At 61.7% G+C, this 26,068-nt stretch carries 23 protein-coding genes; 17 read left to right on the forward strand and 6 right to left on the reverse strand.

What is annotated here, in order from left to right; all coding sequences use genetic code 11:
• Positions 1–33: 33 nt before the first annotated feature.
• Entirely contained in the window at positions 34–1,104 is a 1,071-nt protein-coding gene (gene hemW / locus ABGT73_RS03600) for a radical SAM family heme chaperone HemW (protein WP_346668466.1), read from the reverse strand.
• A gap of 112 nt (positions 1,105–1,216) precedes the next feature.
• On the opposite strand from hemW, the gene ABGT73_RS03605 reads away from it, so the two are divergent.
• The 10 genes from ABGT73_RS03605 to ABGT73_RS03650 all read left to right on the forward strand — a co-directional run bounded on the left by ABGT73_RS03605 (position 1,217) and on the right by ABGT73_RS03650 (position 15,744).
• The gene (locus ABGT73_RS03605; protein WP_346668467.1) at positions 1,217–1,933 is read left to right on the forward strand and encodes a Bax inhibitor-1/YccA family protein; all 717 of its coding nucleotides are present in this window, start codon (positions 1,217–1,219) and stop codon (positions 1,931–1,933) included.
• Between the two features lie 401 nt (positions 1,934–2,334).
• Complete coding sequence (gene pheS, locus ABGT73_RS03610) at positions 2,335–3,357, forward strand: phenylalanine--tRNA ligase subunit alpha (RefSeq protein ID WP_346668468.1); 1,023 nt, start codon at positions 2,335–2,337, stop codon at positions 3,355–3,357.
• A gap of 16 nt (positions 3,358–3,373) precedes the next feature.
• Positions 3,374–5,797, forward strand: a complete 2,424-nt coding sequence (gene pheT / locus ABGT73_RS03615) for a phenylalanine--tRNA ligase subunit beta (protein ID WP_346668469.1) — start codon at positions 3,374–3,376, stop codon at positions 5,795–5,797.
• A 106-nt stretch (positions 5,798–5,903) separates the two neighbouring features.
• Positions 5,904–6,836: a class B sortase gene (gene srtB / locus ABGT73_RS03620; RefSeq protein WP_346668470.1), complete on the forward strand. Its 933-nt coding sequence runs from the start codon at positions 5,904–5,906 to the stop codon at positions 6,834–6,836.
• A 329-nt stretch (positions 6,837–7,165) separates the two neighbouring features.
• Entirely contained in the window at positions 7,166–9,007 is a 1,842-nt protein-coding gene (glmS, locus tag ABGT73_RS03625) for a glutamine--fructose-6-phosphate transaminase (isomerizing) (protein ID WP_346668471.1), read from the forward strand.
• 166 nt (positions 9,008–9,173) lie between these two features.
• The gene (locus tag ABGT73_RS03630; protein ID WP_346668472.1) at positions 9,174–11,165 is read left to right on the forward strand and encodes a nucleoside-diphosphate sugar epimerase/dehydratase; all 1,992 of its coding nucleotides are present in this window, start codon (positions 9,174–9,176) and stop codon (positions 11,163–11,165) included.
• A 4-nt stretch (positions 11,166–11,169) separates the two neighbouring features.
• The gene (locus ABGT73_RS03635) at positions 11,170–11,796 is read left to right on the forward strand and encodes a sugar transferase (protein WP_346668473.1); all 627 of its coding nucleotides are present in this window, start codon (positions 11,170–11,172) and stop codon (positions 11,794–11,796) included.
• A 212-nt stretch (positions 11,797–12,008) separates the two neighbouring features.
• Positions 12,009–13,094, forward strand: coding sequence for a helix-turn-helix domain-containing protein (locus tag ABGT73_RS03640; RefSeq protein WP_346668474.1), 1,086 nt, complete (start codon positions 12,009–12,011; stop codon positions 13,092–13,094).
• 187 nt (positions 13,095–13,281) lie between these two features.
• Positions 13,282–14,019, forward strand: coding sequence for a YebC/PmpR family DNA-binding transcriptional regulator (locus ABGT73_RS03645; RefSeq protein ID WP_346668475.1), 738 nt, complete (start codon positions 13,282–13,284; stop codon positions 14,017–14,019).
• Positions 14,020–14,085: 66 nt separating this feature from the next.
• The gene (locus ABGT73_RS03650) at positions 14,086–15,744 is read left to right on the forward strand and encodes a protein kinase domain-containing protein (protein ID WP_346668476.1); all 1,659 of its coding nucleotides are present in this window, start codon (positions 14,086–14,088) and stop codon (positions 15,742–15,744) included.
• 48 nt (positions 15,745–15,792) lie between these two features.
• Here the strand turns inward: ABGT73_RS03650 and ABGT73_RS03655 are convergent, their stop codons facing one another.
• A complete protein-coding gene (locus ABGT73_RS03655) occupies positions 15,793–17,373 on the reverse strand; it encodes a putative PEP-binding protein (protein WP_346668477.1) in 1,581 nt (526 codons plus the stop codon).
• Positions 17,374–17,391: 18 nt separating this feature from the next.
• Positions 17,392–18,579, reverse strand: a complete 1,188-nt coding sequence (locus ABGT73_RS03660; protein WP_346668478.1) for a patatin-like phospholipase family protein — start codon at positions 18,577–18,579, stop codon at positions 17,392–17,394.
• A gap of 220 nt (positions 18,580–18,799) precedes the next feature.
• On the opposite strand from ABGT73_RS03660, the gene ABGT73_RS03665 reads away from it, so the two are divergent.
• Entirely contained in the window at positions 18,800–19,729 is a 930-nt protein-coding gene (locus ABGT73_RS03665; protein ID WP_346668479.1) for a sugar phosphate nucleotidyltransferase, read from the forward strand.
• 15 nt (positions 19,730–19,744) lie between these two features.
• Positions 19,745–20,200 (forward strand): MerR family transcriptional regulator, encoded by a 456-nt coding sequence (locus tag ABGT73_RS03670; RefSeq protein WP_346668480.1) that lies wholly within the window; start codon positions 19,745–19,747, stop codon positions 20,198–20,200.
• Between the two features lie 96 nt (positions 20,201–20,296).
• Here ABGT73_RS03670 and ABGT73_RS03675 read toward each other — a convergent pair whose 3' ends face one another.
• Both ABGT73_RS03675 and prmA read right to left on the reverse strand, forming a co-directional pair.
• Positions 20,297–21,025 carry an RsmE family RNA methyltransferase gene (locus tag ABGT73_RS03675; RefSeq protein WP_346668481.1) on the reverse strand — a complete coding sequence of 243 codons (729 nt, stop codon included), beginning with the start codon at positions 21,023–21,025 and terminating at the stop codon, positions 20,297–20,299.
• Between the two features lies 1 nt (position 21,026).
• Positions 21,027–21,947, reverse strand: a complete 921-nt coding sequence (gene prmA / locus ABGT73_RS03680) for a 50S ribosomal protein L11 methyltransferase (protein ID WP_346668482.1) — start codon at positions 21,945–21,947, stop codon at positions 21,027–21,029.
• Between the two features lie 80 nt (positions 21,948–22,027).
• On the opposite strand from prmA, the gene ABGT73_RS03685 reads away from it, so the two are divergent.
• Genes ABGT73_RS03685 through spoVAE form a run of 4 tightly spaced genes read left to right on the forward strand, consistent with a single transcriptional unit; the run spans position 22,028 to position 24,457 of the window.
• Positions 22,028–22,597, forward strand: a complete 570-nt coding sequence (locus ABGT73_RS03685; protein ID WP_346668483.1) for a GNAT family N-acetyltransferase — start codon at positions 22,028–22,030, stop codon at positions 22,595–22,597.
• 34 nt (positions 22,598–22,631) lie between these two features.
• Positions 22,632–23,075: a SpoVA/SpoVAEb family sporulation membrane protein gene (locus ABGT73_RS03690; RefSeq protein WP_346668484.1), complete on the forward strand. Its 444-nt coding sequence runs from the start codon at positions 22,632–22,634 to the stop codon at positions 23,073–23,075.
• Between the two features lie 3 nt (positions 23,076–23,078).
• Complete coding sequence (locus ABGT73_RS03695; protein WP_346668485.1) at positions 23,079–24,104, forward strand: stage V sporulation protein AD; 1,026 nt, start codon at positions 23,079–23,081, stop codon at positions 24,102–24,104.
• Positions 24,101–24,457, forward strand: coding sequence for a stage V sporulation protein AE (gene spoVAE / locus ABGT73_RS03700; protein WP_346668486.1), 357 nt, complete (start codon positions 24,101–24,103; stop codon positions 24,455–24,457). Before ABGT73_RS03695 ends, spoVAE begins: the two co-directional genes overlap by 4 nt.
• Positions 24,458–24,512: 55 nt before the next feature.
• On the opposite strand, the gene rpsT is transcribed toward spoVAE, so the two are convergent.
• Positions 24,513–24,779 carry a 30S ribosomal protein S20 gene (gene rpsT / locus ABGT73_RS03705; protein ID WP_346668487.1) on the reverse strand — a complete coding sequence of 89 codons (267 nt, stop codon included), beginning with the start codon at positions 24,777–24,779 and terminating at the stop codon, positions 24,513–24,515.
• A 139-nt stretch (positions 24,780–24,918) separates the two neighbouring features.
• Between rpsT and spoIIP the strand changes: the two genes are divergently transcribed.
• The gene (gene spoIIP, locus ABGT73_RS03710; protein ID WP_346668488.1) at positions 24,919–26,064 is read left to right on the forward strand and encodes a stage II sporulation protein P; all 1,146 of its coding nucleotides are present in this window, start codon (positions 24,919–24,921) and stop codon (positions 26,062–26,064) included.
• Positions 26,065–26,068 lie beyond the last annotated feature (4 nt).

Raw genomic sequence — 26,068 nt, forward strand, 5'->3', positions numbered from 1 at the left:
ACATCCTGTCAGAGGATGTCTCCGTTTTGTCTGTCAGATCAGCGCTTCCAGAATGGCGTTCTGCACCACCATCCCGGCGGGGGTAAGCTGCAGGCGGTCGCCGTCAAACCGGGCGTATCCGCTGGCCACGCAGTGGCGCAAAAATTCCATCTGGGGTTTGGTGAAATGCCCGCCCCACCGGGCGTATTCCGTCAGGTCCAGGCCGCGGCAGAGCCGCAGCTGCATGAGCAAAAAGTCCTCTCCGTCGCAGAGGCCCTCCGCCTGTTCGGTGACGGTGCCGTCGATGAAGCCCTGCACATCGTCGGGCCAGTAGCTCCGGACGTTTTGCAGGCAGCTGTGGGCGGCCGGGCCCACGCCCCAGTAGTCGCGGCAGTTCCAGTAGAGAAGATTGTGCCGCCCCTCGTGGCCGGGTATTGCAAAGTTGCTGATCTCATACTGCCGGTAGCCCGCTTCGACCAGCCGCTCCACCGCATAGAGATAGAAGTCGGCGGATTCATCGGGCCCCGGCAGACCCTCGGGCGGGAATTTGGCGAAGGCGGTACCCGGCTCGATCTTGAGCAGGTAGGCGGAAATATGGGTGCATCCGCCCTCCTGCAAAAGCCGGAGGGTGGCATCGAACTCGGCGTTGGAATAGTGGGGCAGTGCCAGCATGATGTCGCCGCAGATCTCGGGAAAACCGGCCTCCCGCGCCCAGGCCAGGGCCTGGGCCGCGGCTGCGGCGGTGTGGGTGCGCCCCAGACGGCGCAGCTGGGCGTCGTCGGCACTCTGCACACCGAGGCTGATTCGGGTCACCCCGGCCGCCCGGAACCCCTGCAGCGAGGCCGGTGTGACCACGTCGGGGTTGGTCTCGAGGGTGATCTCGGCCCCCGGCAGCGGGTCGGCCGCCCGGATGAGGCTGGAAACCTGGGCGGGGGAGAGAAGCCCCGGGGTGCCGCCGCCGAAATACAGCGTGTCGGGACGGCGTCGGTTTTTGGCCAGCTCCCGCAGCAGGGCGTCCACATAGGACTGGGGCACGCCCCGGGCACCGGGGGCCGAGTAAAAATCACAGTAGCGGCACTTCGCCTTGCAGTAGGGAATATGCAGATAAATACCAAAAGAATCCATTCTTGACTTTTTTCCTCTTCTATAGGATACTGTTAACAGGTAATTCATAAATTTGTGATGGTTTTCACATCTTTTATGGCTATAATACCGTATTGAGAAAGGGGAATCAACCATGTACCGTGATTACAATGATATTTCTTATGCGGAAAGCCCGTTCGGCACGCTGAGTCAGTATATGACCAAAACCTTTGCCTGGATGTTCGCCGGCCTGCTGGTGACCTTCGCTGTGGGGATCGGCACCGTGACCAGCGGCCTTGTGTGGCTGTTCGCTTCCACCGGCCTGATTTTTGTCACGGCCATCGCTGAACTGGCCATGGTCTTTGTGCTTTCGGCCCGGATCACCAAGATCCAGCCCGGCACGGCCACCGGTCTGTTCTTCGGCTATGCCATCCTCAACGGCATCAACCTGTCCACCATCTTCCTGGTGTATCAGGTGAGCAGCCTGGTGCTGGCCTTCCTGGTGGGCGCCGTCTACTTCGGCGTCATGGCGGTCTATGGCGCCACCACCCAGCGTGACCTCACCGGCTGGGGCCCGAAACTGTTCGCCGGCCTCATCGCTATGATGGTCTGCTATCTGGTGGGCAGCATCTTCAGCCTGTTCGGCATGAGCTTCGCCCTGGGCGACCTGGTGCTCTGCGCCATCGGCCTTCTGATCTTCATGGGCCTCACCGCCTATGATACCCAGATGCTCAAGCATCACTACGCCTACTTCGGCGGGAATGCCGCCATGCTGCACAAGGCATCCATCATCGGGGCGCTGAACCTCTACCTGGATTTCATCAACATCTTCCTGTATATCCTGCGCATGGTCGGCCGCCGCAACGACTGATCTGCCAGAGGGGGAGGGCCTGCGGGCCCTCCTTTTTTGCGTCATGCCAGCCTTGACAAATGCCCGCAGGCTGACTATACTAATATTCGTATTGAAAAAACGCGATGACGGAGAAAGTACGCGCGGGGCCTTTGGGTCAGAGAGGGCGGTCATCGGCTGCAAGCCGCCTGCAAAGAAGCCGCGCCGAAGTTCCCTCCCGAGCGGTGTGCGGGAAAGGCCGGCGAAAACCGGTCCGGTAGTGCGCAACGGTCCTGCACCGTTACCGGCAGACAAAGAGTGCCGCATCTTCGGGTGCGGAACACGGGTGGTACCGCGGAGTTTTTACAAGGCTTCGTCCCTGAGCAAACCCAGGGACGAGGCCTTTTTGTTTTGCCCCGCCCCGTACAGAGCAGAGGTGTACTATGGAAGAAAAAATCAAGGAATTGCGCGCCGCCATCGAACAGGCGGGCGCGGCCGTCACCAATGAGGCGGAACTGTCGGCGTTCTGGCAGAAATTTCTGAGCAAGAACGGCGCGGTGGCAGGGCTCACCAAGTCGCTGCGGGATGTGCCCAAAGAGGACCGTCCGGCCATGGGCAAGACCATCAACGAGTTCAAGAACTGGGCGGAGGCGCAGTATCAGGCGCTGTCGGCCCAGGTGGAAAAGGCGGCGCTGGCGGCCCGCAACGCCGCCGAGACGGTGGATATCACGCTGCCCGCCAAGACCCGCACCACCGGCAACCTGCATCCCATCACCCTCGTCAAGAACGAGATCGTGGATGTCTTTGCCGGCATGGGCTTTGAAATCTTCGAAGGCCCCGAGATCGAGGACGACGACCACAACTTCACCCGCCTGAACGTGCCGAAGAACCATCCGGCCCGCGACATGCAGGATACCTTCTATGTGGCGGAGGACATCGTGCTGCGCACACAGACCAGCGGCGGCCAGATCCGTGTCATGGACAAGGAAAAGCCGCCCATCAAGGTGCTGGTGCCGGGCCGCGTCTTCCGTTCCGACTCGGACGCCACCCACAGCCCCATGTTCCATCAGATGGAGGGCCTTGTGGTGGATAAGGGCATCACGCTGTGCGATCTGCAGGGCATGCTGGACAAGTTCGTCCAGGCTCTCTTCGGCCCCGAGGTGAAGACCCGTCTGCGCCCGTCCTACTTCCCCTTCACCGAACCCAGCGTCGAGGTGGACGTTTCCTGCTTCGAGTGCGGCGGCAAGGGCTGCTCGCTGTGCAAGCACACCGGCTGGATCGAGGTCCTGGGTGCCGGCGTGGTGCACCACAGCGTGCTGGAGAACTGCGGCATTGACCCGAAGGTCTATTCCGGCTTTGCGTTCGGCATCGGCATCGAGCGGATCGCCATGCTCAAGTACGGCATCAACAACATCGGACTGATGTTCGAAAACGATCTGCGGTTCCTGAAGCAGTTCGAGGATTGAGAGGGGGAAGTCTGGAATGAAAGTACCATTCAGCTGGCTGAAACAGTATGTAGACATTGATGTCACCGCCGAGGAGCTGGAGAAAAAACTCTTCGACTGTGGCTTTGAGGTGGAGGAGCTCATCGATCTGTCCGCCGATATCGACAAGGTTGTTGTGGGTGTGGTCACCGAGTGCGTTCCGCAGGAGGGCACCCACCTGCACATCTGCAAGGTGGATTGCGGCGAGTACGGCCACGATATCCAGATCTCCACCGGTGCGCCCAACGTTTACGCGGGCATGCACACCCCCGCCGCCCTGGACGGCTCCACGCTGCCCGGCGGGGTCAAGATCAAGGCAAAACCGCTGATGGGTGTGGAATCCAACGGCATGCTCTGCAGCGGCGAGGAACTGGGCCTCAACGAGGACCTCTATCCCGGCGCCGAGGTGTACGGCCTGCTGGACCTGCCCAAGGACACCGTCCCCGGCACGCCCATCCAGCAGGTGGTGGGGCTGGACGACTATATCTTTGATATCGCCGTCACCTCCAACCGTCCCGACTGCCAGAGCGTCCTGGGCATCGCCCGGGAAGTGGCCGCCGTGCTGGACAAGCCCCTGAAGATGCCCGCCCTGGACTATACCGAGTCCGACACCACCAAGCCGCGCCTTTCCATCACGGTGGAAGCGCCGGATCTCTGCCCGCGGTATATCGGCCACTACGTGCACAACATCACGCCGGGCCCCTCGCCCCGCTGGATGCGCCGTCAGCTGGCGCTGTGCGGCCTGCGCAGCATCTCCAACGTGGTGGATATCACCAACTACGTCATGCTGGAGATCGGCCAGCCCATGCACGCCTTTGATATGGACACGCTGGAGAGCTGCCAGATCATTGTCCGCCGCGCCAGGGACGGCGAAGGCATCACCACGCTGGACGGCAAGGAGTTCAAGCTGACCCCCAGCAACCTGGTCATCTGCGACGGCAGCAAGCCGGTGGCGCTGGCCGGCGTCATGGGTGGTCTGAACAGCGAGATCAAGGATACCACCACCCAGCTGCTCTTCGAGTCCGCCAAGTTTGCCCGGGACAACATCCGCAAGACGGCCCGCGGCCTGGGCCAGAACACCGATGCCTCCAGCCATTACGAGAAGGGCATCTCGGAGTATACCACCGAGCTGGGCATGGCCCGCGCTTTGCACCTGATCCAGGAGCTGGGCTGCGGCGAAGTGACCGCCACCCACATCGACTGCTCCGCCGGTGCCCCGCGGGAAGGCAAGAAGTTCACCGCCACCATCAGCGGCATCAACGCCATCCTGGGCATCACGGTGCCCACCGATGCGGTGCTGGATATCCTGCGCCGCCTGCAGTTTGAAGTCGCGCTGGAAGCGGACGGCGACACGATGCAGGTCACGGCGCCCCGCTGGCGTGAGGACATCGAGATTGGCGAGCCCGACCTGGCCGAGGAAGTCATCCGGGAGTACGGCTACCATCACATCAAACCCACCTTCCTGAAAGCGGCCCAGGTCACCACCGGCGGCCTGACCACTGTCCAGAAAGCCCGCGCCAAGGCCAAGCGCGCCATGTGCGCCCAGGGGTTCTACGAGGCCGAGACGCTGGCCTTCTATGCCGACGCCGACCTGGACATGCTCCACATCGCCCAGGATGCGCCGGAACGCAACGTCATCCGCATCCTCAACCCCATCTCTTCCAACCTCACCATCATGCGCACACTGCTGGCGCCGTCCCTGCTCAACGTGGTGGTGGACAACCTGAAAAAGGGCAACAACGACGGCCGCATCTTCGAGCTGTCCAACATCTACATCCCCAAGGAACAGCCGGCCACCGAGCTGCCCGAGGAGCGCCTGCACCTGGGCTTCGCCGCCTGGGGCGACGGGGAGGACTTCTTCGCCGTCAAGGGCGCTGTGGAAGCGCTGGGCGCCGCCTTCGCCACCGAGCTGACGGTGGAGCGTGCCACCGATGTGGCCTGGCTGCATCCCGGCATCGCGGCCTACATCCTCTGCAAGGGGGAGCGCATCGGTGTCTTCGGCAAGCTGGCCAACGATGTGACCGCCGAGCTGAAGCTGCCCAAGGACAGCCGCAGCAACCAGAACATCTACCTGGGCGAGATCGACTGGCCCAAGTTCTACGACCTGGCCCCCAAGGCCCTGCACTATACGCCCATCCCCGAGCTGGCCCCGGTCCAGCGTGACCTGGCGCTGGTGGCCCCCGAGGAGACCGAATGCGGCACCCTGATGGCTGAGATGCAGCGCGCCTGCAAGCAGCTGACCAAGGTGGAGCTGTTTGATATCTACCGCGGCGAGAAACTGGGCGCCGGCAAGAAGAGCATGGCCTTCAGCCTCTACTTCCAGCCGGGTGACAAGGCTTTCACGCCGGAGGAGATCGACCGCTTCGTCAAGAAGATTCTGGGCAACCTGAAATTCAAACTGGGCATCGAGATCCGCGAGTGATCCTGCCGTAACAACCGCCGTGTCCGCTGTGGACACAGCGGTTTTGCTTGCAATTTTTTCCGTATTGGCGTATAGTTAAGACAACTTTGACGAGGTGAAGACAAGTATGGCAAAAATCCGTCGTGACGATGACCCTTACAAGACCCGGCACCTGCCGCCCATCCAGGCCCCGGAACCCGCGGCGGAACCGCCTCGCCCGGAGCAGAAGGATGCTGCGGAAGAGCCCGCCCATCCCCGTCGGCAAAAGGGCGGTACGCCGGACAAAAAGAGACCGGCCAAAAAGCAGAGCCCGTCCAATGTCATCTACAATCTGCTCATGGCCGTCTGCCTGGTGGTCTTCCTGGTCAGCGGCGGCGTTCTGGCCAAGCGGTTCTACGATGACCGCCAGACCGAAAACGAGTTTGCCAGCCTGCAGGCCATGATCGATACCGACGCCCCGGCCACCGGGGAGGAGAGCAACAGCGCCAAGTTTGCGGCGCTGCGGGACCAGAACAGCGATTTCATCGGGTGGATCTCCATCGACGGGACCAATCTGGATTTCCCGGTGATGTATGCGCCGGACAATAAGGACTTTTATCTGCGGCATGACTTCAACAAGGAGTACAGCGTATACGGCGTGCCCTACCTGGACGAGAAAACCACGCTGGGTGCCAATGACCAGAGCGAGAATCTGATCGTCTACGGCCACAACATGAAGACCGGCACGATTTTCGGATGCCTGACCGGCTACAAGGAGGCCGGTTACTACACCGAACACCCCCGGATCCGGTTCGACACGGTCTACGGGGACGGCACCTACGAAGTGTTTGCAGCCTTTGCCATCGACGTGGTGCAGGACACCAGTTTCGTCTACAACGAGTATGTGGATCTGGATGAGGCCACCTACAACGAGTATGTGGACGAGGTCATTGCCCGCAGCGATGTGGACACGGGCATCCGCCCCAGCTACGGCGAACAGCTGCTGACCCTCTCCACCTGCGAGTATTCCAGCGACAATGGCCGGTATGTGGTGGTGGCACGCCGGGTAAGCGACGAATAATATAAAGTTTTCCGCAAAAATACCTTGCTAAATTTTGCAAAGTGGGGAAAGGGAGAGGGCAGGCCGCTTTCGGCTTGCCGATTGCCCGCAAATATGATATGCTAGAGACTGCGCAAGGACTGAGACGGTTCTTATGGTGTAAGAAACCGGAAAGGGAGAATGCGCAGAGCGGGCGGCCGTTGCCCTTGACGGCTGCCCGCTTTTTGTGTGAATGGGTAGACATTTGGGGCGGAATCGAATATACTGATAAACAGTATACCTGTTTTTCAGAGGAAAAGTACAAGGATTCTCATTAGAAATCATTCTATACCACAGGGAGGAGTACGCCAATGTGTGGAATCGTAGGTTTTACCGGAGCAGCGCAGGCTGCACCGATTTTGCTGGACGGACTTGCCAAACTGGAATATCGCGGTTATGACTCGGCCGGCCTGGCGGTGCAGAACGCAGCCGGCAAGATTGAGGTGGTCAAGGCCAAGGGACGCCTGAAGGTTTTGCATGAAATGACGGACGGCGGCAACGCCGTGCCGGGCAACTGCGGCATCGGCCATACCCGGTGGGCCACCCACGGGGAACCGTCGGTGGTCAACGCCCACCCCCACTATTCCCGGGACCAGAAGATCGCCGTGGTGCACAACGGCATCATCGAAAACTATCTGGAGATCAAGGAGCGGCTGACCAACCGCGGCTTCACCTTTGTGTCCCAGACCGACACCGAGGTGGTGGCCCAGCTGCTGGACTACTACTATACCGGGGAGTCGGCGGGCGACGCGCTGGATGCCATCTCCCGCATGATGCTCCATGTGCGTGGGTCCTATGCGCTGGGCATCCTGTTTGCGGATCAGCCCGGCACGCTCTACGCGGTGCGCAAGGACAGCCCCCTCATCGTGGGCCAGTGCGACAACGGCTCCATCATTGCATCGGACGTGCCGGCACTGCTGAAGTACACCCGCACGGTCTACTACATCGACAATCTGGAGATCGCCCGGCTGACCCCCGACTCCATCGAGTTCTTCAACATCGACAAGGAGCCGGTCAGCCACGAGACCACCACCATCGAGTGGGATGCCGAAGCGGCCGAAAAGGGCGGCTACGAGCACTTCATGATGAAGGAGATTCATGAGCAGCCCGCCGCCGTTCGGGATACCATCTCGCCGCGGCTGAAGGACGGCAAGATCGATCTGTCGGAACTGGCGCTGGATGAGGATGCCATCCGCACGGTGCGCCGCGTTTACATCATCGGCTGCGGTTCGGCCTACCATGTGGGCATGGCGGCCCGCTATGTCTTTGAGAGCCTGGCCCGTCTGCCGGTGGAGGTGGACGTGGCCAGCGAGTTCCGCTACCGCAACCCGGTGCTGGAGAAGGATTCCCTGGCCCTGGTCATCAGCCAGAGTGGCGAGACCGCCGACACGCTGGCGGCGCTGCGCCTGTGCAAGGACCGCGGTGTGCGCACCATCGGCATTGTGAATGTGGTGGGCTCCAGCATCGCCCGGGAGGCCGACGCCACCATGTACACCTGGGCAGGCCCCGAGATTTCGGTGGCCACCACCAAAGCCTACAGCACCCAGCTGGCGGCCTGCTATCTGCTGGCCACCGAATTTGCCCGGGTGCGCGGCACGCTGGCGGACGGTCAGTACGAGAACCTCATCGCCGAGATGGAAGCCCTGCCCGACAAAATGGAGAAGATCCTGGCAGACAAGGAGCGCATCCAGTGGTTTGCCAGCAAGTATGCCAACGCCAGGGACGCCTTCTTCATCGGCCGCGGGCTGGACTATGCCACGGCGCTGGAGGGCAGCCTGAAGTTCAAGGAGATCAGCTACATCCACTCCGAGGCCTTTGCCGCGGGCGAGATGAAGCACGGTCCCATCTCTCTGGTGGAAAACGGCACACTGGTGGTGGGCATCCTGACCCAGCCCGACCTGTATGAGAAGAGTGTCTCCAACATGGTGGAGGTCAAGAGCCGCGGCGCCTTCCTCATGGGTCTGACCACCTACGGCAACTACAGCATCGAGGACACCGCCGGCTTCACCGTCTATGTGCCCAAGACCGACCCCCATTTTGCCACGAGCCTGGCGGTCATTCCGCTGCAGCTGCTGGCCTACTATGTCAGCTGCGCCAAGGGCCTGGATGTGGATAAACCCCGCAATCTGGCCAAGAGCGTGACGGTCGAATAATTCCCGTCGCTTTCCTTGCCAAAATTTGCTGTCTATTTTTGGACAGTTTGCGCTCTGTTTGCCTCGTTTGCCGCAAGACAAACGGGGCAGATTTGTGTTATAATACTGCTGTACAGAGCGATTTCCGATCTGCGGATCGATACAAGATAAAGGAATAAACACACTCATGCTACAGGATTCCAAACAACTCATCAAAGGTCTGCCCCGGCGCATTGCCCTGATGCTGCTGGACTGCGGACTGATCGTTTTTTGTTACTGGCTGGCGGTCATGCTGCGGTTTGACAGCGGTGAAGCCTACCAGCGCGCCGAAGTCCTGCGGGCGATGTCGCCCATGCTGTGCTATGTGCTGCCCATCTATATGATTGTCTTCTGGTTCGGCGGCCTGTACGAGATCATGTGGGAGTATGCGGGCATGCGGGACCTGGCCAGGCTGACCTGTCTGTCCGGGCTGGCCACCGGGCTTATCATGCTCTTTGACCTGTTCTACCGCAGCCGGCCCATCAGCGGCGCCGTGCTGATCTTCGGTGCGGTCTTCAATACGGCGGCCATTGCCGGCGTGCGCTTTCTGTGGCGGCTGATCAAGACGGTGCGGGGAGCCCGGTCCCGCAAGATGGAAAACCCCACACCGCTGCTCATTGTGGGCGCGGGCAACGCCGGCGCCTGGGCGGTCAACCTCTGCAAAAACAAGAACCAGAGCTTCGGCGACCCCATCTGCATGGTGGACGATGACCTGACCAAGAAAGGCCTGCGGGTGCAGGGCGTCCCGGTGCGGGGCACCATCTCGGATATCCCCGAACTGGTGCGCAAATATCACATCATGGAGATCGTCATTGCCATCACCACCGTCAAGGGCGACCGCCTGAGCGAGATCATCAACCTCTGCAACTCCACCCACTGCCGGGTGCGGATGCTGTCCGATCCCCAGGCGGTGGATGAGAACGGCAACCCGGTGGCCGCCGGCTTCCGGGAACTGAACACGGCGGACTTCCTCTCCCGCGACGAAATCCAGCTGAACAATGCCCAGATTTCCGAGTACCTCCACGACAAGGTGGTGCTGGTCACGGGCGGCGGCGGTTCCATCGGCAGCGAGCTCTGCCGGCAGATCATGCGCTACCAGCCCCGGCGGCTGCTCATCTTCGATATCTACGAAAACTGCGCCTATGAGCTGGAAACCGAACTGCGCAACAAGTACGGTGCCGACGCGCCGGTGATCACGCTGATTGGTTCCATCCGGGACATGGAGCGCCTGAATGAGGTGTTTGACACCTACCATCCGTCGGTGGTCTTCCACGCGGCGGCCCACAAGCATGTGCCGCTGATGGAGATCAGCCCGGCGGAAGCCGTCAAGAACAACGTCTTCGGCACCAAGAACCTGCTCACAGCAGCGGCGGAGCACGGCGTGGAACGGTTCGTGCAGCTGTCCACCGACAAGGCCGTCAACCCCACCAACGTCATGGGCTGCACCAAGCGTCTGTGTGAGATGCTGATCCAGTCCTTTGACGGCGGCACCGACATGAAGTGCATGGCGGTGCGTTTCGGCAACGTGCTGGGCAGCCACGGCAGCGTTATTCCACTGTTTGAGGAGCAGATCAAGCGCGGCGGCCCGGTGACCATCACCCACCCGGACATCGTCCGCTACTTCATGACCATCACCGAGGCGGCCCAGCTGGTCCTGCAGGCGGGCGGCCTTGCCAAGGGCGGCAGCATCTACGTGCTGGACATGGGTGAGCCGGTCAAGATCATGGACCTGGCCAACCGGCTGATCCGCTTCTACGGCTACGAGCCGGGGGTCAACATGCAGATCAAGATCACCGGCCTGCGTCCTGGCGAGAAACTCTACGAGGAACTGCTCATGGACACCGAGCAGGACAAGATGCGCAAGACGGCGCACAACAAGATTTTCATCGCGCCGCCCATGCAGATCGATCTGGCGGACTTCTACAACGGCCTGCAGGCACTGCTGGTGGCGGCCCACCACAACGACGACGCGGTGGTGGAATGCCTGCAGCACATGGTGCCCAGCTACCATCCCAACCGCCGTGTCCGCGCCGACCACACTGTGGTGGCCATGAGCGGCAACACGGGCATCTTCTCCCGGGAGGAGCTGGAACAACAGATGAAGGACCATCCGTCCGAACAAGGGGCAAAGGAGGACTGACGCCTTGTATCAACACTATATCAAGCGCCTGTTGGATTTTGTGCTCTCGCTGGCCGCGGTCATCGTGCTGGCAATCCCCATGGCGATCATCGCCCTCTGGATCAAGAGCGATTCCCCGGGCCCGGTCTTTTTCAAACAGCGCCGGGTGGGGAAGGACAAGACCCACTTCAACATTCTGAAATTCCGCACCATGCGGGGAGATACCCCCCACGATGTGCCCACCCATCTGCTGAAAAATGCGGACAGCTACATCACCCGGAGCGGCGCCTTCCTGCGCAAGACCAGCCTGGATGAATTGCCCCAGATCTACAACATTCTGGCAGGGCAGATGAGCATCATCGGCCCGCGGCCCGCCCTGTACAACCAGTACGACCTCATCGAGGCCCGGGACAAGGTCCACGCCAACGATATCCGCCCCGGCCTCACCGGCCTGGCGCAGGTCAACGGACGGGATGAGCTGCCCATCGATGTGAAGGCAAGGTACGACGGCGAATATGCCGCCCACCTGACCTTTGGCATGGACTGCAAAATCTTTTTCCGCAGCTTCACCTATGTGTTCCAGCGCCGCGGCGTGGTGGAGGGCGGTACCGGCGCCATGCAGGATTCCGGAAAAGATATGTCGTCAAAATGACGGAGTTTTTACCCCGCTGCCGCACAGTGCAGCGGGACTTTTTTGCATATAAACGAAAATTGTACAAGAATATCTTACTTTTTTCGTTAAAATATGTTGCAAAAGTCAACACGATTGTGTAAAATATACATCAAGAGTTATCTGTTTTCGGACAGTTTACCAAAAGGCATTTTGACAAATCGCCCAAATGAACCGAAGGGGAGTAACAGACTATGGCGAACAGGGTATTCCAGAACGTGGTGTACCAGATGAAAGAGGCCGTTGACCGTGTGGTTGGCGTCGTGGATGAAACCGGTACAGTCATTTCCTGCTCCGAGCTGGGGCAGATCGGCGAAGTGCGCGACGGTGTAGCCGCCGTGCGCCAGACGGCAGGGGACGCCTTTGTGCGGGACGGCTATTCCTATCACCAGTTCTCCAATGCCAAGCATAACGACTACGCGGCCTTTGTGGAAGGTACCGATCCCACGGCGGCACAGTTTGCAGCCATGCTGTCCATCAGCCTGCAGTGCATCAAACAGTACCACGATGAGAAGTTCGACAAGACCAACTTCATCAAGAATGTGGTGCTGGACAACATCCTGCCCGGCGATATCTACGCCAAGGCGCGGGAGCTGCACTTCGTGTCGGATGCCCAGCGGGTGGTGCTGCTGATCCGTGTGACCTCGGGCAACGATATTTCGGCCTACGATGTGGTCAGCGGCCTGTTCCCCGACAAGCAGAAGGACTTCGTCTTCAATATCAGTGAGAGCGATACCGTCCTGGTCAAGGAGATCAAGCCGGACAACAATACCAAGGATATGGAGAAGCTGGCCACCTCCATCGTGGATACGCTGCAGGGGGACCACTACATCAAGGCTGTGGTGGGCATCGGCACGCCCATCAACAACATCAAGGATCTGGCCTCCAGCTTCAAGGAAGCCCAGATCGCCATGGAAGTGGGCAAGGTTTTCGACACCGAGCGTCAGGTCATCAGCTATGACCATCTGGGCATTGCCCGCCTGATCTATCAGCTGCCCACCACGCTGTGCGAGGCGTTCCTGCGGGAGGTCTTCAAGCAGGAGAGCATCGATTCCCTGGACGCCGAGACGCTGTTCACCATCCAGCGCTTCTTTGAGAACAACCTGAATGTTTCGGAGACCAGCCGCGGATTGTTTGTCCACCGCAACACGCTGGTGTACCGGCTGGAGAAGATCCGCAAACTGACCGGCCTTGACCTGCGCAACTTCGACGATGCCATCGTCTTCAAGGTGGCGCTGATGGTCAAGAAGTACCTCTCCGCCAACCCGGCCAAGTATTGAAACACAAAAGTCCCGCCGCAAGGCGGGCTTTTTTTGTATGCGGGAGCCCTAGGCTGCCCAAATTCCTGAGGGGAGCCCCGGGGACGGTACTTGAAAAGGACGTTCGGTTGTGCTATAATACTTAACTGGTAATTATCGGCTCAAAGTCCAGAGCCTGAATGAATACAAACGAGGGGGACCCATATTTATGTCCGGACATAGCAAATGGAACAACATCAAGCGTAAGAAGGAAAAGACCGACGGCGCCCGCGCCAAGATCTTCACCAAGATCGGCCGCGAGATTTCCGTGGCCGTGAAGGAGGGCGGTTCCAACCCCGCCTCCAACTCCAAGCTGGCTGCCCTGATCACCAAGGCCAAGGCCAACAGCGTGCCCAACGATAACATCCAGCGCATCATCAAGCGCGCCGAGGGCGGCGACAAGGCGGATTACGAGGCAATGACCTACGAAGGCTACGGCCCCGGCGGCGTGGCGGTCATGGTGGAGACCCTGACCGACAACCGCAACCGCACCGCGGCCAACATGCGCCATTACTTCGACAAGTTCGGCGGCAACCTGGGCCAGATGGGCTGTGTCAGCTTCATGTTCAGCCAGAAGGGCGTCATCATGGTGGATCTGGAGGACAAGGATCCCGACCAGCTGATGATGGACGCGCTGGACGCCGGTGCCGAGGACTTCGATGCTGGTGAGGAGGCCGCCCAGGTCACCACCACGCCGGAGAACTTTACGGCTGTCTGCGAGGCCCTGCAGAACAAGGGGTACACCTTCATTTCCGCCGATGTGGCGCAGGTTCCTGCCACCACCACCACGCTGACCGATCCCGACCAGCTGGCCCAGATGGGCAAGCTGCTGGACGCGCTGGACGATGACGACGACGTGCAGAACGCCTGGCACTCGCTGGAGAACGAGGAAGATCTCGACCGATAAGAGCAGCACAAGAGAGCGAGGGGCCGAACCTGGCTCTCTTTTCTTGTAGCAACGAAAGGAACTTCTATGGCAGAACTTCTTTGCCCTCACTGCCTGCAGCCCCTGACGGGCGGCTACCACGGGGATTGTCCGCACTGTGGCCGTTCGCTGGAAAACCAGAACCCGGAAGGAGCGTTGCCGCTGGGCACCCAGCTGGCGGGCCGGTACACGGTGGGAAGCTACCTCAGCGCCGACGGCGACGGACTTTCCTACCGGGGTGTGCTCAACGAGGAAAAAAAGTTTGTCCTGATCAAGGAATACTTCCCGGTGACCCTCTGCAACGGCCGCAGCGCCGACGGTGCCCTGATGCCCAAGGAGGGCAAGGAGGTGCTGTTCAAGACCAGCCGGATGGATTTCAAGGACCTGTATGACGACCTGCACAACCTGACGCCGTCCACGGGCCTGAGCACCATCCTGGATGTGATGGAGGAGAACAACACCGTCTATGCCGTGGAGGAAAGCGAGAAGGGGATGACGCTGACCCACTACCTGAGTCTGCGCAGCCGCACGCTGACCCCGGCCGAAGCGCGGACGCTGCTGCAGCCCATCATGGAGGGCGTCACCCAGCTGCACAAGGCGGGGCTCATCCATCGGGGCATCTGCCCGGACAACATCCTGCTGCCCATCGACGGCACGGCCCGCCTGACGGGATACGGCACACTGGCGCTGCGCACCGGCGGCAGTGAACTGAAAAGCCAGCTGTACCCGGGGTATGCGGCGCCGGAGCAGTATTCGGCGGCGGAGTTCAGCGGCCGTTACACCGATGTGTATGCCCTGGCGGCGGTGTGCTATAAGCTGGTGACAGGCCAGACGCCGGTTTCGGCACCGCAGCGCAAGGTGCGGGAAAGCCTGGAATCGGCCCACAGCCTGGAAGCCGGGGTGCCCACCTGGTTCTCCCAGGTGCTGTCCTGCGCGCTGCGGCTGGACCCGGCGCGCCGCATGCAGACGGTGCCGGAACTGATGAGCGCCCTGACCGACCCCAATGTGGCCAACGCCATGTTTGAGCGGGGGGACAACCAGATCAGCACCCGGAAGATCATGGCGGTTTCGCTGGCGGTGATTGTGGTGCTGGCAATTCTGCTGGTGTGGAGCCTGCTGGATTCGGCGGGCAGAGAGCCGTCGCGGCCCCAGACGCCCGCCTCCACGGACAGCGGGCAAACCCAGAGCATTGACAGTTCCAGCCAGGAGGTGGAGACCATTCCCGATCTGGTGGGCAAGCGCTATGCCAGCGAGATCAAGGATAACGATCTCTACGCCGACTACCGCATTGTGATGACGGAGGAGAACAGCTCCGAGATAGCGGCGGGCATTGTGATCCGTCAGGACCCGGTGGCCGGTACCCTCAAAACCGAGGAAGGGGAGATCATCCAGATCGTGGTCAGCAAGGGGCCGAACCTGGTGGAGATGCCCGACATCATCGGGTTCACCCAGTCCAACGCCAGCAAGCAGCTGGACGAGCGGGGCATCCAATACAAGATGCAGATCGTGGAGAATGACGGCACCATGGCGGAAGGCTGCGTGGCCAAGACCGACGTGCTGGCCGGCACCAAGTTTGACGCCGGCAAGACGATCGTGAGCGTCTTCATCGCCGGAGAACGGGATGACACGCTGGTGGCCACCACCGGCAGCGGGGACAGCCAGAGCGCTTCGGAGAGCACTGCCTCCGATTCGTCGCAAAGTGAATAAAAAATGCCACCTGCCGGCAGGCAGGTGGCATTTTGCGTTACAGAAAGTTTATACCGGGTCCCCCGAGAGATCTTCCTGCATCAGCAGTTTTTTCAGCGGCAGGATGGCCGCCGGCTCCACACTGAAGGTCCGGATCCCCAGGTGCAGGTACACCGGGATGCGGGGAATGCTTTCGATGGTGATGCCGCACAGGTACACTTCCACGCCGCGGGCCTCGGCCTGCTGCAGCGCTTCCTGCACCAGCCGCTGCACGGCGGGATTGTCCACCTTGGTGGCGGCCGCCGCGGAATCCTGGAGCAGGCCCAGGGTGTAGCGGGTCAGGTCCTCAATGTCGATAGCCAGCATCTGGGCACCGTGATCGATGAGTTCACCGGCCAGCAGCGCCGCCGACGGCATGTCCACAATGCAGCCGAAGGGCGGCATTGTGATGTCGGGACCTTCCTTGTGCAGTTCCTGGCGGCAGGTCTCCACCTCCTGCAGGCAGGCATCCCAGTCCTCCACGCCGGCGATCATGGGGAACAGTACCCGCAGATCGCCGTAGGGCGCGGCCCGCAGCAGTGCCCTGATCTGCGGCCAGAAGAGCCGGTGACCCTGCAGCCGTTTGGCGATCTCCGCCGTCCAGGGAGAATCATCGTCGGCATGGGTGTCGCAGGTTCGCACGGCGATCATGGCGCCATCGGAATACTGGAGCTTCTCCCGGATTCTTGTAAACTGGGCATCCTCCGAAAGGTCGTCCATGATCACCGACTCGGTGCGCAGCAGACCGATGCCGGCTGCGCCCTGGGGCAGCAGCTCGCCGGGGTCAGAGGTGGAGTTGGTGGCGGTGAGCAGACGGAAAGCGGTGCCGTCCCTGGTCAGGCAGGGGAGTACCGCCACCGCATCGGGTACACGGCCGTGCAGACGGTTTTCGGCCACCTTGCAGTCCGCTTGGGCGATATGGGCACCGTCCGGCTCGATGATCAGCGTGCCGGTGTCTCCGTCGGAGGCGTCCAGAATGGCCCGGTGCCCGGCGGCCAGGGCCGCCACGCCGTCCCCCAGCTGGATGACGGCGGGAATGCCCAGGCTGCGCGCCATGATGGCGGCGTGGCTGACCGAACTGTCGTGGTTGCTGGCCAGGCCCAGGATCATCCGGCGGTCCAGGCTGAAGAGATCGCTGGGGAAAAAGCGATCCGCCACCAGGATACTGGGGCGTTTCAGGTGCAGCCGGCGGCGGGGACGCCCGTCCAGAATATCCACCACGCGGCGGCATACATCGCATACGTCCACGCTGCGCTCCCGGATATACTCATCGTCCACATTGTTCAGCCGTCCGGCAAAAATCTGTTCGGCCCGTTCCACAGCCGCGGCGCCGCCGGCCCCGGCTGCTATGTAATCACCGATCTCGTTGGTGAAGGACTCGTCCTCCAGAAGGGCGATCTGAAACAGCAGGATGTCGGCGTCCGGCCCTTTGGCACGCTGGCTCAGGCGGCGCAGTTCGTCCTTGGCCAGCACCACGGCCACATCGTACAGCGCGCGCTCCCGGAAGGGATCGCACACGATGCGGTGCAGCCCGGTGGTGCCGTGGTCGATCTGCTCTACCGGGCCGATCGCAATCCCCGCGGATGCGGATACACCGGTAAATGTATACATATGAGCCTCCTTTGACAGTTACAGCAGGGATGTCCGGGTCAATGCCTGGCTGACCAGAGCGGTGACGAATTCTTCCGGCATGGCGGTGGCCAGGGTGCGCTCGGCCACCAGACTGCCCTCCTTGCCGTCCAGCAGGGCGGGAAACCGGTCGGCGGGATCCTTGTCGAAGCTGCCCATGAAAGCAGCCGCCAGCATTTTTGGGGTGTAGGGCAGATCTTCCGGCACATGCAGGCGTTCGCAGGCCAGTTCCAGCGGGGCCAGGGCGCCCCGCGTGGGAGCGCCGGGATTGGGCCCGTAGGGCGCCGGATACCCGGCACGCTGGCGGGCGGTTTTTTCTGCCCTTTCCAGACCGGGGGCACGGGCGCAGGCGTCCGCCAGCTGCTGCTGATAGCTTATGGCAAAGCGTTCCAGGAATCCGTCCGGGTCCGGCTGGATGGCATAGGCTGTGCCGCCGATGCGCCCGAACAGCCGCAGGGTGTCCCAGTAGCCCAGGGCGATGTTGCGTGCCGCCCGGGAAGGATCAAAGTCCAGGGTGGGGCCCAGGTTCCAGTGGCTGCGCACGATGCGGGTGGGCAGCCCGGTGTGGTTCTGCCGCACGATACCGATGCCGTCGATGTCCACGCCCAGCAGTTCGGTGGCTCCCATCTCGGCGGCCAGCTGCAGCGGCATGTTGTCACGCCAGCCGCCGTCGATGTATTTCACCCCGTCGATCTCCCGGGGGCGCAGGGCGGGAAAGCAGGCGCTGGAGGCCAGCATGTAATCCTTCAGCCGCCCCTGGGGAATGGCTTCTATGGGGCATTGCAGGCTGCGCATGGTGGACATCTCGGTCATCACCAGGCCAAAGTGGATGGGGGCGCGGCGTACCGCCGGCTCATCGATCAGGGCGTCAAGACGTTCGGCCAGCGGTTCCACGTTCAGACCGCCGCTGCGGATCACATCCTGGAAGAAAGCGTTCAGTTCCTCCGGGTTGCGGGTGGCGGGCACATCCAGCACATCGTGAATTTCCAGGGAACGCCACAGGGCCTCGGCCTCCCGGGCCTTGCCCAGGGTGAACATACAGCCGTTCAGCGTGCCCACGCTGGCGCCTGTGATGATGGCAGGATGCCAGTCCAACTCCTGCAGAGCGCGCCAGACACCGATCTGGTAGCTTCCCTTGGCGCCGCCGCCGGCCAGTACCAGCGCGCGTACGGGTGCGGTATTTGGCAAGGCAACATCCCTCCCTGCAAGTGCAATGAATATTTATCCTATATTATAACATCCTCCACGCGCGATTGCTACCGGGAATTGCATTAAGATTTTGTTATTTTGTCAGCGCTATCCCGCAGCACTTGCAAGAAACGGGCGGAACGTGTATTATGGACATAATGGATGCCATCCGGCAAACATTCTTTTGATGGGAAAAACGGATGGAGGAAGGAGATTCAGTATGGCAAAAAAACCGATTCTGGTGGTGATGGCGGCCGGTATGGGCAGTCGGTACGGCGGTCTGAAGCAGATCGATCCGGTGGGGCCTTCCGGGGAGGCTATCCTCGACTACAGCCTGTACGACGCCCGCCGCGCCGGTTTTGAGACGGTGGTCTTTATTATCAAGCATGAAATTGAGGCAGCTTTCAAGGAGGCAGTGGGCGCCCGGGCGGAGCGCGCCGGGCTGGAGGTCCGCTATGCCTACCAGCAGCTGGACAAACTGCCCGAAGGTTTCTCGGTGCCGGAGGGCCGCGTCAAACCCTGGGGCACGGCTCATGCGATTCTGGTGGCGGAGGAAGCCATCGGCGACGCACCCTTCGCCGTCATCAATGCCGACGATTACTATGGCCCCCAGGGTTTCCGACTGATTTATGATTACCTCAGCACCCACGCCGATGGTGACCGGTATGCCTGGTCGATGGTGGGCTTTTTGCTGGGCAACACGGTCAGTGCCAACGGCAGCGTGAGCCGCGGCGTCTGCGTCACCGATGGGAAGGGCGACCTGGTCAGCGTGACCGAGCGCACCTGCATCGAACCCTATGACGGGGGCATCCATTATACCGAGGACGGCGGCGCCACCTGGACCGATCTGCCCGCCGACACGGTGGTCTCCATGAACCTGTGGGGCTTCACGCCGGGCTATATCGCCGAGGCAAAGGCCGGTTTTGCTGCCTTCCTGCAGGAAAATCTGCCGGTGAACCCGCTGAAGTGCGAATACTACCTGCCCTCCGTGGTGACGGCCGCGCTGCAGCGCAAGGAAGCGGATGTGCACGTGCTGACCAGCGCCGACAAGTGGTACGGCATCACCTACCGGGAGGATAAGCCGGATCTGGTGGCTGCCCTGCAGAAGATGAGCGCCGACGGCCTGTATCCCACCGACAAACTGTTCTGAAAAGGAAATCCCATCATGGCATACACGGTAGGACAGATGGCGAAGCGGCTGGGCATTGCGCCCTCCACGCTGCGCTATTACGACAAGGAAGGGCTGCTGCCCTATGTGGAGCGCACGGACGGCGGCATCCGGATGTTTCAGGAGAAGGACTACGAATGGCTGAGCATCATCGAGTGCCTCAAGCAGTCGGGCCTTTCCATCAAGGAGATCCGGCGGTACATTGATCTGTGCCGGGAAGGGGATGCCACCATCCCGGAACGGCTGCAGCTCTTTGTGAACCGGCGCCTGGCCGTGCAGCAGCAGATGGCCCAGCTGCAGAAGACGCTGGATCTTCTGGACTATAAACTCTGGTTCTACCAGACATCGGAGGAAGCCGGCACCACGTCCATCCACGACGGCCAGACGGCGGAGGATATCCCGGAAGAATACCGGGAAGCTTTCCGGCACGCCCATGGCCGCGGCGACAACTGAACAAAGCAAAAGCCCTCTGCCCTGGGGACAGAGGGCCTTATGTTTTGCAGGGAAAGGGAGACCGGCACGCAGGCGAGAACCCTGCCATAGTATGGATTACTCCAGGTTGCCGGTGAGCAGCATGGCGGCGGTCAGGGCGGCCAGCGGGGCAGTCTCGCAGCGCAGGATGCGCGGTCCCAGTCCCACCGGGATGGCCCCGGCGGCGCTGGCGGCAGAGGCTTCCTCGGCGGCAAAACCGCCTTCGCTGCCGGTGATCAGCGCCAGACGCCGGGCACAGCCGGGGGTCAGCAGTTTCCGCAGCGGTTCGCCGCCGCCCTCATAAAAGAAGAGGGTCTTGTCGTAGGCAGCCAGCGCCCGGCAGACCGCGCCGAAATTCTCCAGCGGCATGGCCACATGGGGAATCTTCGCCCGGCCCGCCTGTTTGGCGGCTTCGAAGGCGATGCGGTTGTACCGCTCGTTCTTGGCGTCTTCTTTCTTGGGGGCTGCCACACAGTAGCGGCTGAAGAAGGGAACAATTTCCTGCACGCCCAGCTCCACACTGTGGCGGATGATCTCCTCCAGCTTGCCCTGCTTGGGATAGCCCACAAACAGTGTCACGGCCAGGTCGGGTTCCGCCTTGCTGGGGGCGCCTTCGCTGACGGAAAACTCCACCCGGCCCGGCACAATGGAGGTGACGGTGCCGGTATATTCCAGTCCGTCCGGCCCGCACAGCACCACCTGTTCGCCGATGCGTGCCCGCATGACGTTGGCCAGGTGGTGGGCGTCGCCGCCGGTGAGGGAAGCTTGCCCGCCGGCCAGTTCTCTGGTAAAATAGCGGTGCGGCATGTTATGCCTCTTTCTTTTCGCAGATGATGCAGACCCAGCCGCGCTTTTCCTTCACTTCCACAGGATTCAGCCCGGCGGCCGCCAGACCGTCCAGCACTTCCTGCTTGCGCTCGTCGATGATGCCGCTGGCGATGAACCGGGCACCCGGCGCCATCAGGGACGGTACATGGGGCGCCAGGGAGAGGATGGCCGACGCCACAATGTTGGCGGTGATGATGTTGTACTGGCCGCTGGCCTTGTCGGAGAGATCACCCACCAGCACGGTGAAGCGGTCAGCCACGCCGTTGCGCTGGGCGTTTTCCCCGGCGGTGCGCACACACATGGGATCAATGTCCACGCCTTCCGCCTCTTTGGCGCCCAGTTTCAGTGCCGCAATGGCCAGAATGCCCGACCCGGTGCCGATGTCCAGCACCCGTTCGCCGCCCTGTACGATGGCGTCCAGCGTTTCCAGGCACAGGCTGGTGGTCTCATGGGTGCCGGTGCCGAAGGCCATGCCGGGGTCCATCGTGATGGTGATGCGGTCAGTGTCGTAGTGCTCCCAGCCCGGTACCACGGCCAGACGGTTGCCGATGTCCATGGGATGGTAGTATTTCTTCCAGGCGTTCTGCCAGTCTTCCTGCTCCACGCCGGTGGTGTTCAGCTGGTATTCGATGCCGCTGTTCTTCAGCCGCTCCTCGAAGAGCGGCAGGATCTCGGCGGGGTTCTCATCGGGGGCCAGGTACATGTGCACGATGACGATATCCCGGGGCTTGTCCAGCAGTTCCTGCTCGATCAGGTCCACATGGGCAATCTCCCAGGACTGCTGTTCCAGGTCGCTGTAATCTTCAATATAGATGCCGCCGTTGGCTACCATCGTGGCGATGGCTTCGGCGGTGTCGGCGTCGCGCTTGGCGACGGTAATGCTGATATCGGTCCATTCCATACGAAAAGTCCTCCGTTTCCAATTCTCTTGTATTATACAGGAAACCCCCTCACAATTCAATGAAGAAAGGAGAAATCCCCATGCAAATTCGTTTGCTGGACTGCGCTGGGGCGCAGAATATCTACGAGACCCGGATGGTGCAGGATTTTCCCGCCGCGGAGCTCAAACCCTTTTCCGCCGTGCGGGAGATGATGCAGGCGGGCATCTATGAGCCGCTGGTCCTGGAGGAAGAAGACGGCCGTCTGCTGGCCTATGCCTGGCAGGTGCTGCTGCCGGGACGGCGCAGCGCGCTGCTGGACTATTTTGCCGTGCGCAGCGACCTGCGGGGCGGCGGCATCGGTACCCGGGCGCTCCACGCGCTGGCGGACCACTACCGGGACCGGCTGGACGATCTGATTCTCGAATGCGAGCATCCCGATGAAGCGCCCGACCGGGCGGTGGCAAAGCGACGCATTGCCTTTTATCTGCGGGCGGGTGCCTGTGCCACCCGCATCGAGAGCCGGGTGTTCGGGGTGCGCTACAACATCCTGACGCTGCCCTGCGGCGGCCATGAAACCGATGCCGTGGTGAGCCGGGAACTCAAGGATCTCTACCGCATGATGGTCCCCGAACCCTATTATCGCGGCAACGTGATATTTTACGACCCCTGAGGGTATACTACCCCCGTGAGGGGGCATAGCAACCATGAAACTGAATCCGAAAGAATATGCCCGCATGGTATCCCGAGCAACGCCGCATTCGCCGGTGGTCCGGGACTGCCTGTGGGCATTTTTTGTGGGCGGCAGTATCTGCCTGCTGGGAGAAGTGCTACGCCAGGTCTTTCTTATCTGGTATGACGCTTCGCTGGCCGGCACGCTGACGAGCATCGCGCTGATTTTTCTGTCGGCCGTCTGTACAGCGCTGGGGTGGTACCAGAAATTGGCCACCCGGGCCGGAGCCGGTACGCTGGTGCCCATCACAGGGTTTGCCAATTCAGTGGTGAGCCCGGCCATCGAGTTCAAGGCGGAGGGCTGGGTCACCGGTGTGGGCGCCAAGATTTTCGGCATAGCAGGGCCGGTCATTGCCTACGGCACCGCCGCTTCGGCGGTGTGGGGGCTGCTCTACTGGCTGCTGGGAAAGGTGGGGTGATCCATGGCCATTCGCAGAAAGGACACGGTTCTGTTTGAAAAACCGCCGGTCATTGCAGCCTGGGCCGCAGCGGGGGGCAAGAAGGAGAGCGAGGGGCCGCTGGCGGCGGGCTTTGACTTCCTGACCGAGGATGCCTCCTTCCCGGACGAAGCCTGCGCCAATTGGGAGCAGGCGGAAAGCTACCTGCAGCAGAAAGCGGCGGAACTCTGTCTGCGCAAGGCGGGCATCAGCCGCAAGGAGGTGGACCTGGCGCTGGCGGGGGACCTGCAGGCCCAGTGCACGGCCAGCAACTACACCATGCGCGCCCTGGGAATCCCCTTTGCCGGGGTGTACGGGGCCTGTTCCACCATGGCGGAAACGCTGTGCCTGGCGGCGTCACTGGCGGCCACCGGCATAGCGCATCAGGTTCTGGCGCTGACAAGCAGCCATTTCTGTGCGGCGGAACGGCAGTTCCGTACTCCGCTGGACTATGGCGCCAAGCGCACCACCACCGCCCAGTGGACCGCCACCGCGGCGGGGGCCTGTCTGCTACGCAGTCCGGGCCAGCCCGGGGCGCGGGTGCTGTCGGTGACTTTTGGCAGGGTGCAGGACTATGCGGTGCACGACATCAACAATATGGGCGCGGCCATGATGCCGGCGGCGGCTTCCACGCTGCTGCGGTATTTTGCGGCCACCGGCACGCAGCCTTCGGACTTCGATGCCATTTTTACAGGCGATCTGGGGGAAGTGGGCAGCGGGCTGCTGCGGGAGCAGATGGAGCGGGAGGGTGTGCCGCTGCCCAACCACCGGGACTGCGGCTGCCTGTTGTACGATGTGGCTGCCCAGAACGTCCAGGCGGGCGGCAGCGGGGCCGGGTGCAGCGCGGCGGTACTCTGTGCCCATATCCTGCCGCATCTGCAAAACGGGCGTTACCACCGGGTGCTGTTTGTGGCCACCGGTGCGCTGATGAGCCAGACCACCTTTTTGCAGGGGGAGAGCATCCCCGGCATTGCCCATTGCGTGGAACTGGCAGGGGAGGGAACCGAATGAACTATCTGTGGGCGTTTGTGATCGGCGGCGCCATCTGCGTTATTGGCCAGCTGCTGATCGATTACACCAGCCTGTCACCGGCGCGCATCCTGACCGGCTATGTGGTGGCGGGGGTGGTGCTCAGCGCGGTGGGACTGTACAAGCCGCTGGTGGACCTGGCCGGTGCCGGGGCCAGCGTACCGCTGCTGGGGTTCGGCCATCTGCTGGCCCAGGGGGTCAGACAGGCGGTGGACCAGTGCGGCCTGCCCGGCATTTTTACCGGCGGGCTCACGGCGGCTTCGGGCGGCATTGCGGCCAGTTTGCTCTTTGCTTTGGCGGCAGCACTGGTGGGCAAAAGCCGGGACCAGAACTGATACAACATGAAAATGCCCGCCGGGTTTCCCCGGCGGGCATTGTTCATGCGATCAATTACTGAGCAGCAACCTTGTTGGCGCGCTTAGCCATGCGGCTGACCTTGCGGGCAGCGGTGTTCTTATGGATGACACCCTTGCTCTTGGCAGAGTCAATGGCAGAGACGGCGGCTTTCATGACGGCGTCTTTGTCAGCAGCATTGCTGTCGATGGCAGCGTCTGCCTTTTTGATCACTGTTTTCAGGTTGGACTTGATGGCCTTGTTGTGCATGGCCTCTTTCTTGGCCTGGACAACGCGGTCCTTCTGAGATTTGATATTAGGCATTCGTTCCACCTCCTTGGTTCCCCATAACAGTATAAGTTATCCTACCACATTTTTTCGGCCCTTGCAAGTGCTTTTTTAAAAAAATATGCATGATGGACCCAAAAATCACATAAAGTGGGAGGGAATGGAGGTGGCCTCTATGGGTTTGCTGCGCCGCTGTCTGGCGGTTTTGGTCTGCACGGCGGTGCTGGCGGGCGGTACGGCGCTGACGCTGGCCGCGGCGGCCCGCCTGCCGGGGCGGACCTGGCTGCTGCGGGGAGCGGTCCTCTGCCAGGACCCGGCGGCCGCGGTCTCGCTGCACTGGTCAGCTCCCATGGTAACCCCGCAGCCCACCGAAGAACCGTCGGCCGCGGCGGCAGTCACAGCAACGCCGCAGCCCTCCCCGGTGCCGGAACAGTCCGCTGCAGCGCCGGAAGCGACGCCCTCTCCCGCACCCACGGCCACCCCGCTGCCCAGCGCCGCGCCGGAAATCGAAAACCCCGGGCGCATCCGCGCCGAACAGTTCGGCCAGGGCAGCGGCACCGGGTATATTACTCTGGGGGCGGGCAGCATCCACAACCTTACCCAGTACAGCGACGCCGACCTGCGGTCCGCCGTCACCACACCGTCGCTTCCCTTTGACGTGGAGGTGAACAGCGACGAACCCCAGGTGCTGATTCTCCACACCCACGCCACTGAGACCTACCAGACCTGGCCGGACCTGGTGTACGATCCCGACTTCACCGCCCGCTCCCAGAACAACGAACTCAACATGTGCGCCGTGGGGGAGAGGATGGCCCAGGTGCTCAACGCGGCGGGCATCAATACGCTGCACGATACAACCCTACACGATTCCCCCAGCTACACCGAGAGCTATGACCGCAGCTACGCCACCACCCAGGCATATCTGGAAAAATACCCTTCCATCAAGGTGGTGCTGGACGTTCACCGGGATGCCATCGAGGATGCCGACGGCACCCGGGTCAAACCGCTGTGCACGGTCAACGGTGAGGATACCGCCCAGGTCATGATCATTGCCGGGTGTGACAACGGTTCCAGCATCCGTCTGCCCAACTGGCGGCTCAACCTGCGCTTTGCGGCCGCCTGGGAGGACGCCATGGAAAGCCGTACCCCGGGGCTGACCCGCCCGGTCATGTGCGCCTACCGGTACTACAACCAGGACCTGACCACCGGCAGCCTGCTCATCGAGATCGGCGGCCACGCCAATACGGTGGCGGAGGCGGTGCGGGGCGGACAGTACGCGGCCGAGGCGCTGGCGGTGCTGCTGGGCGGCCATGTAGACTGACGGC

It is taken from the genome of uncultured Subdoligranulum sp. (assembly GCF_963931595.1).
In the GTDB taxonomy this organism is placed as follows: domain Bacteria; phylum Bacillota; class Clostridia; order Oscillospirales; family Ruminococcaceae; genus Gemmiger.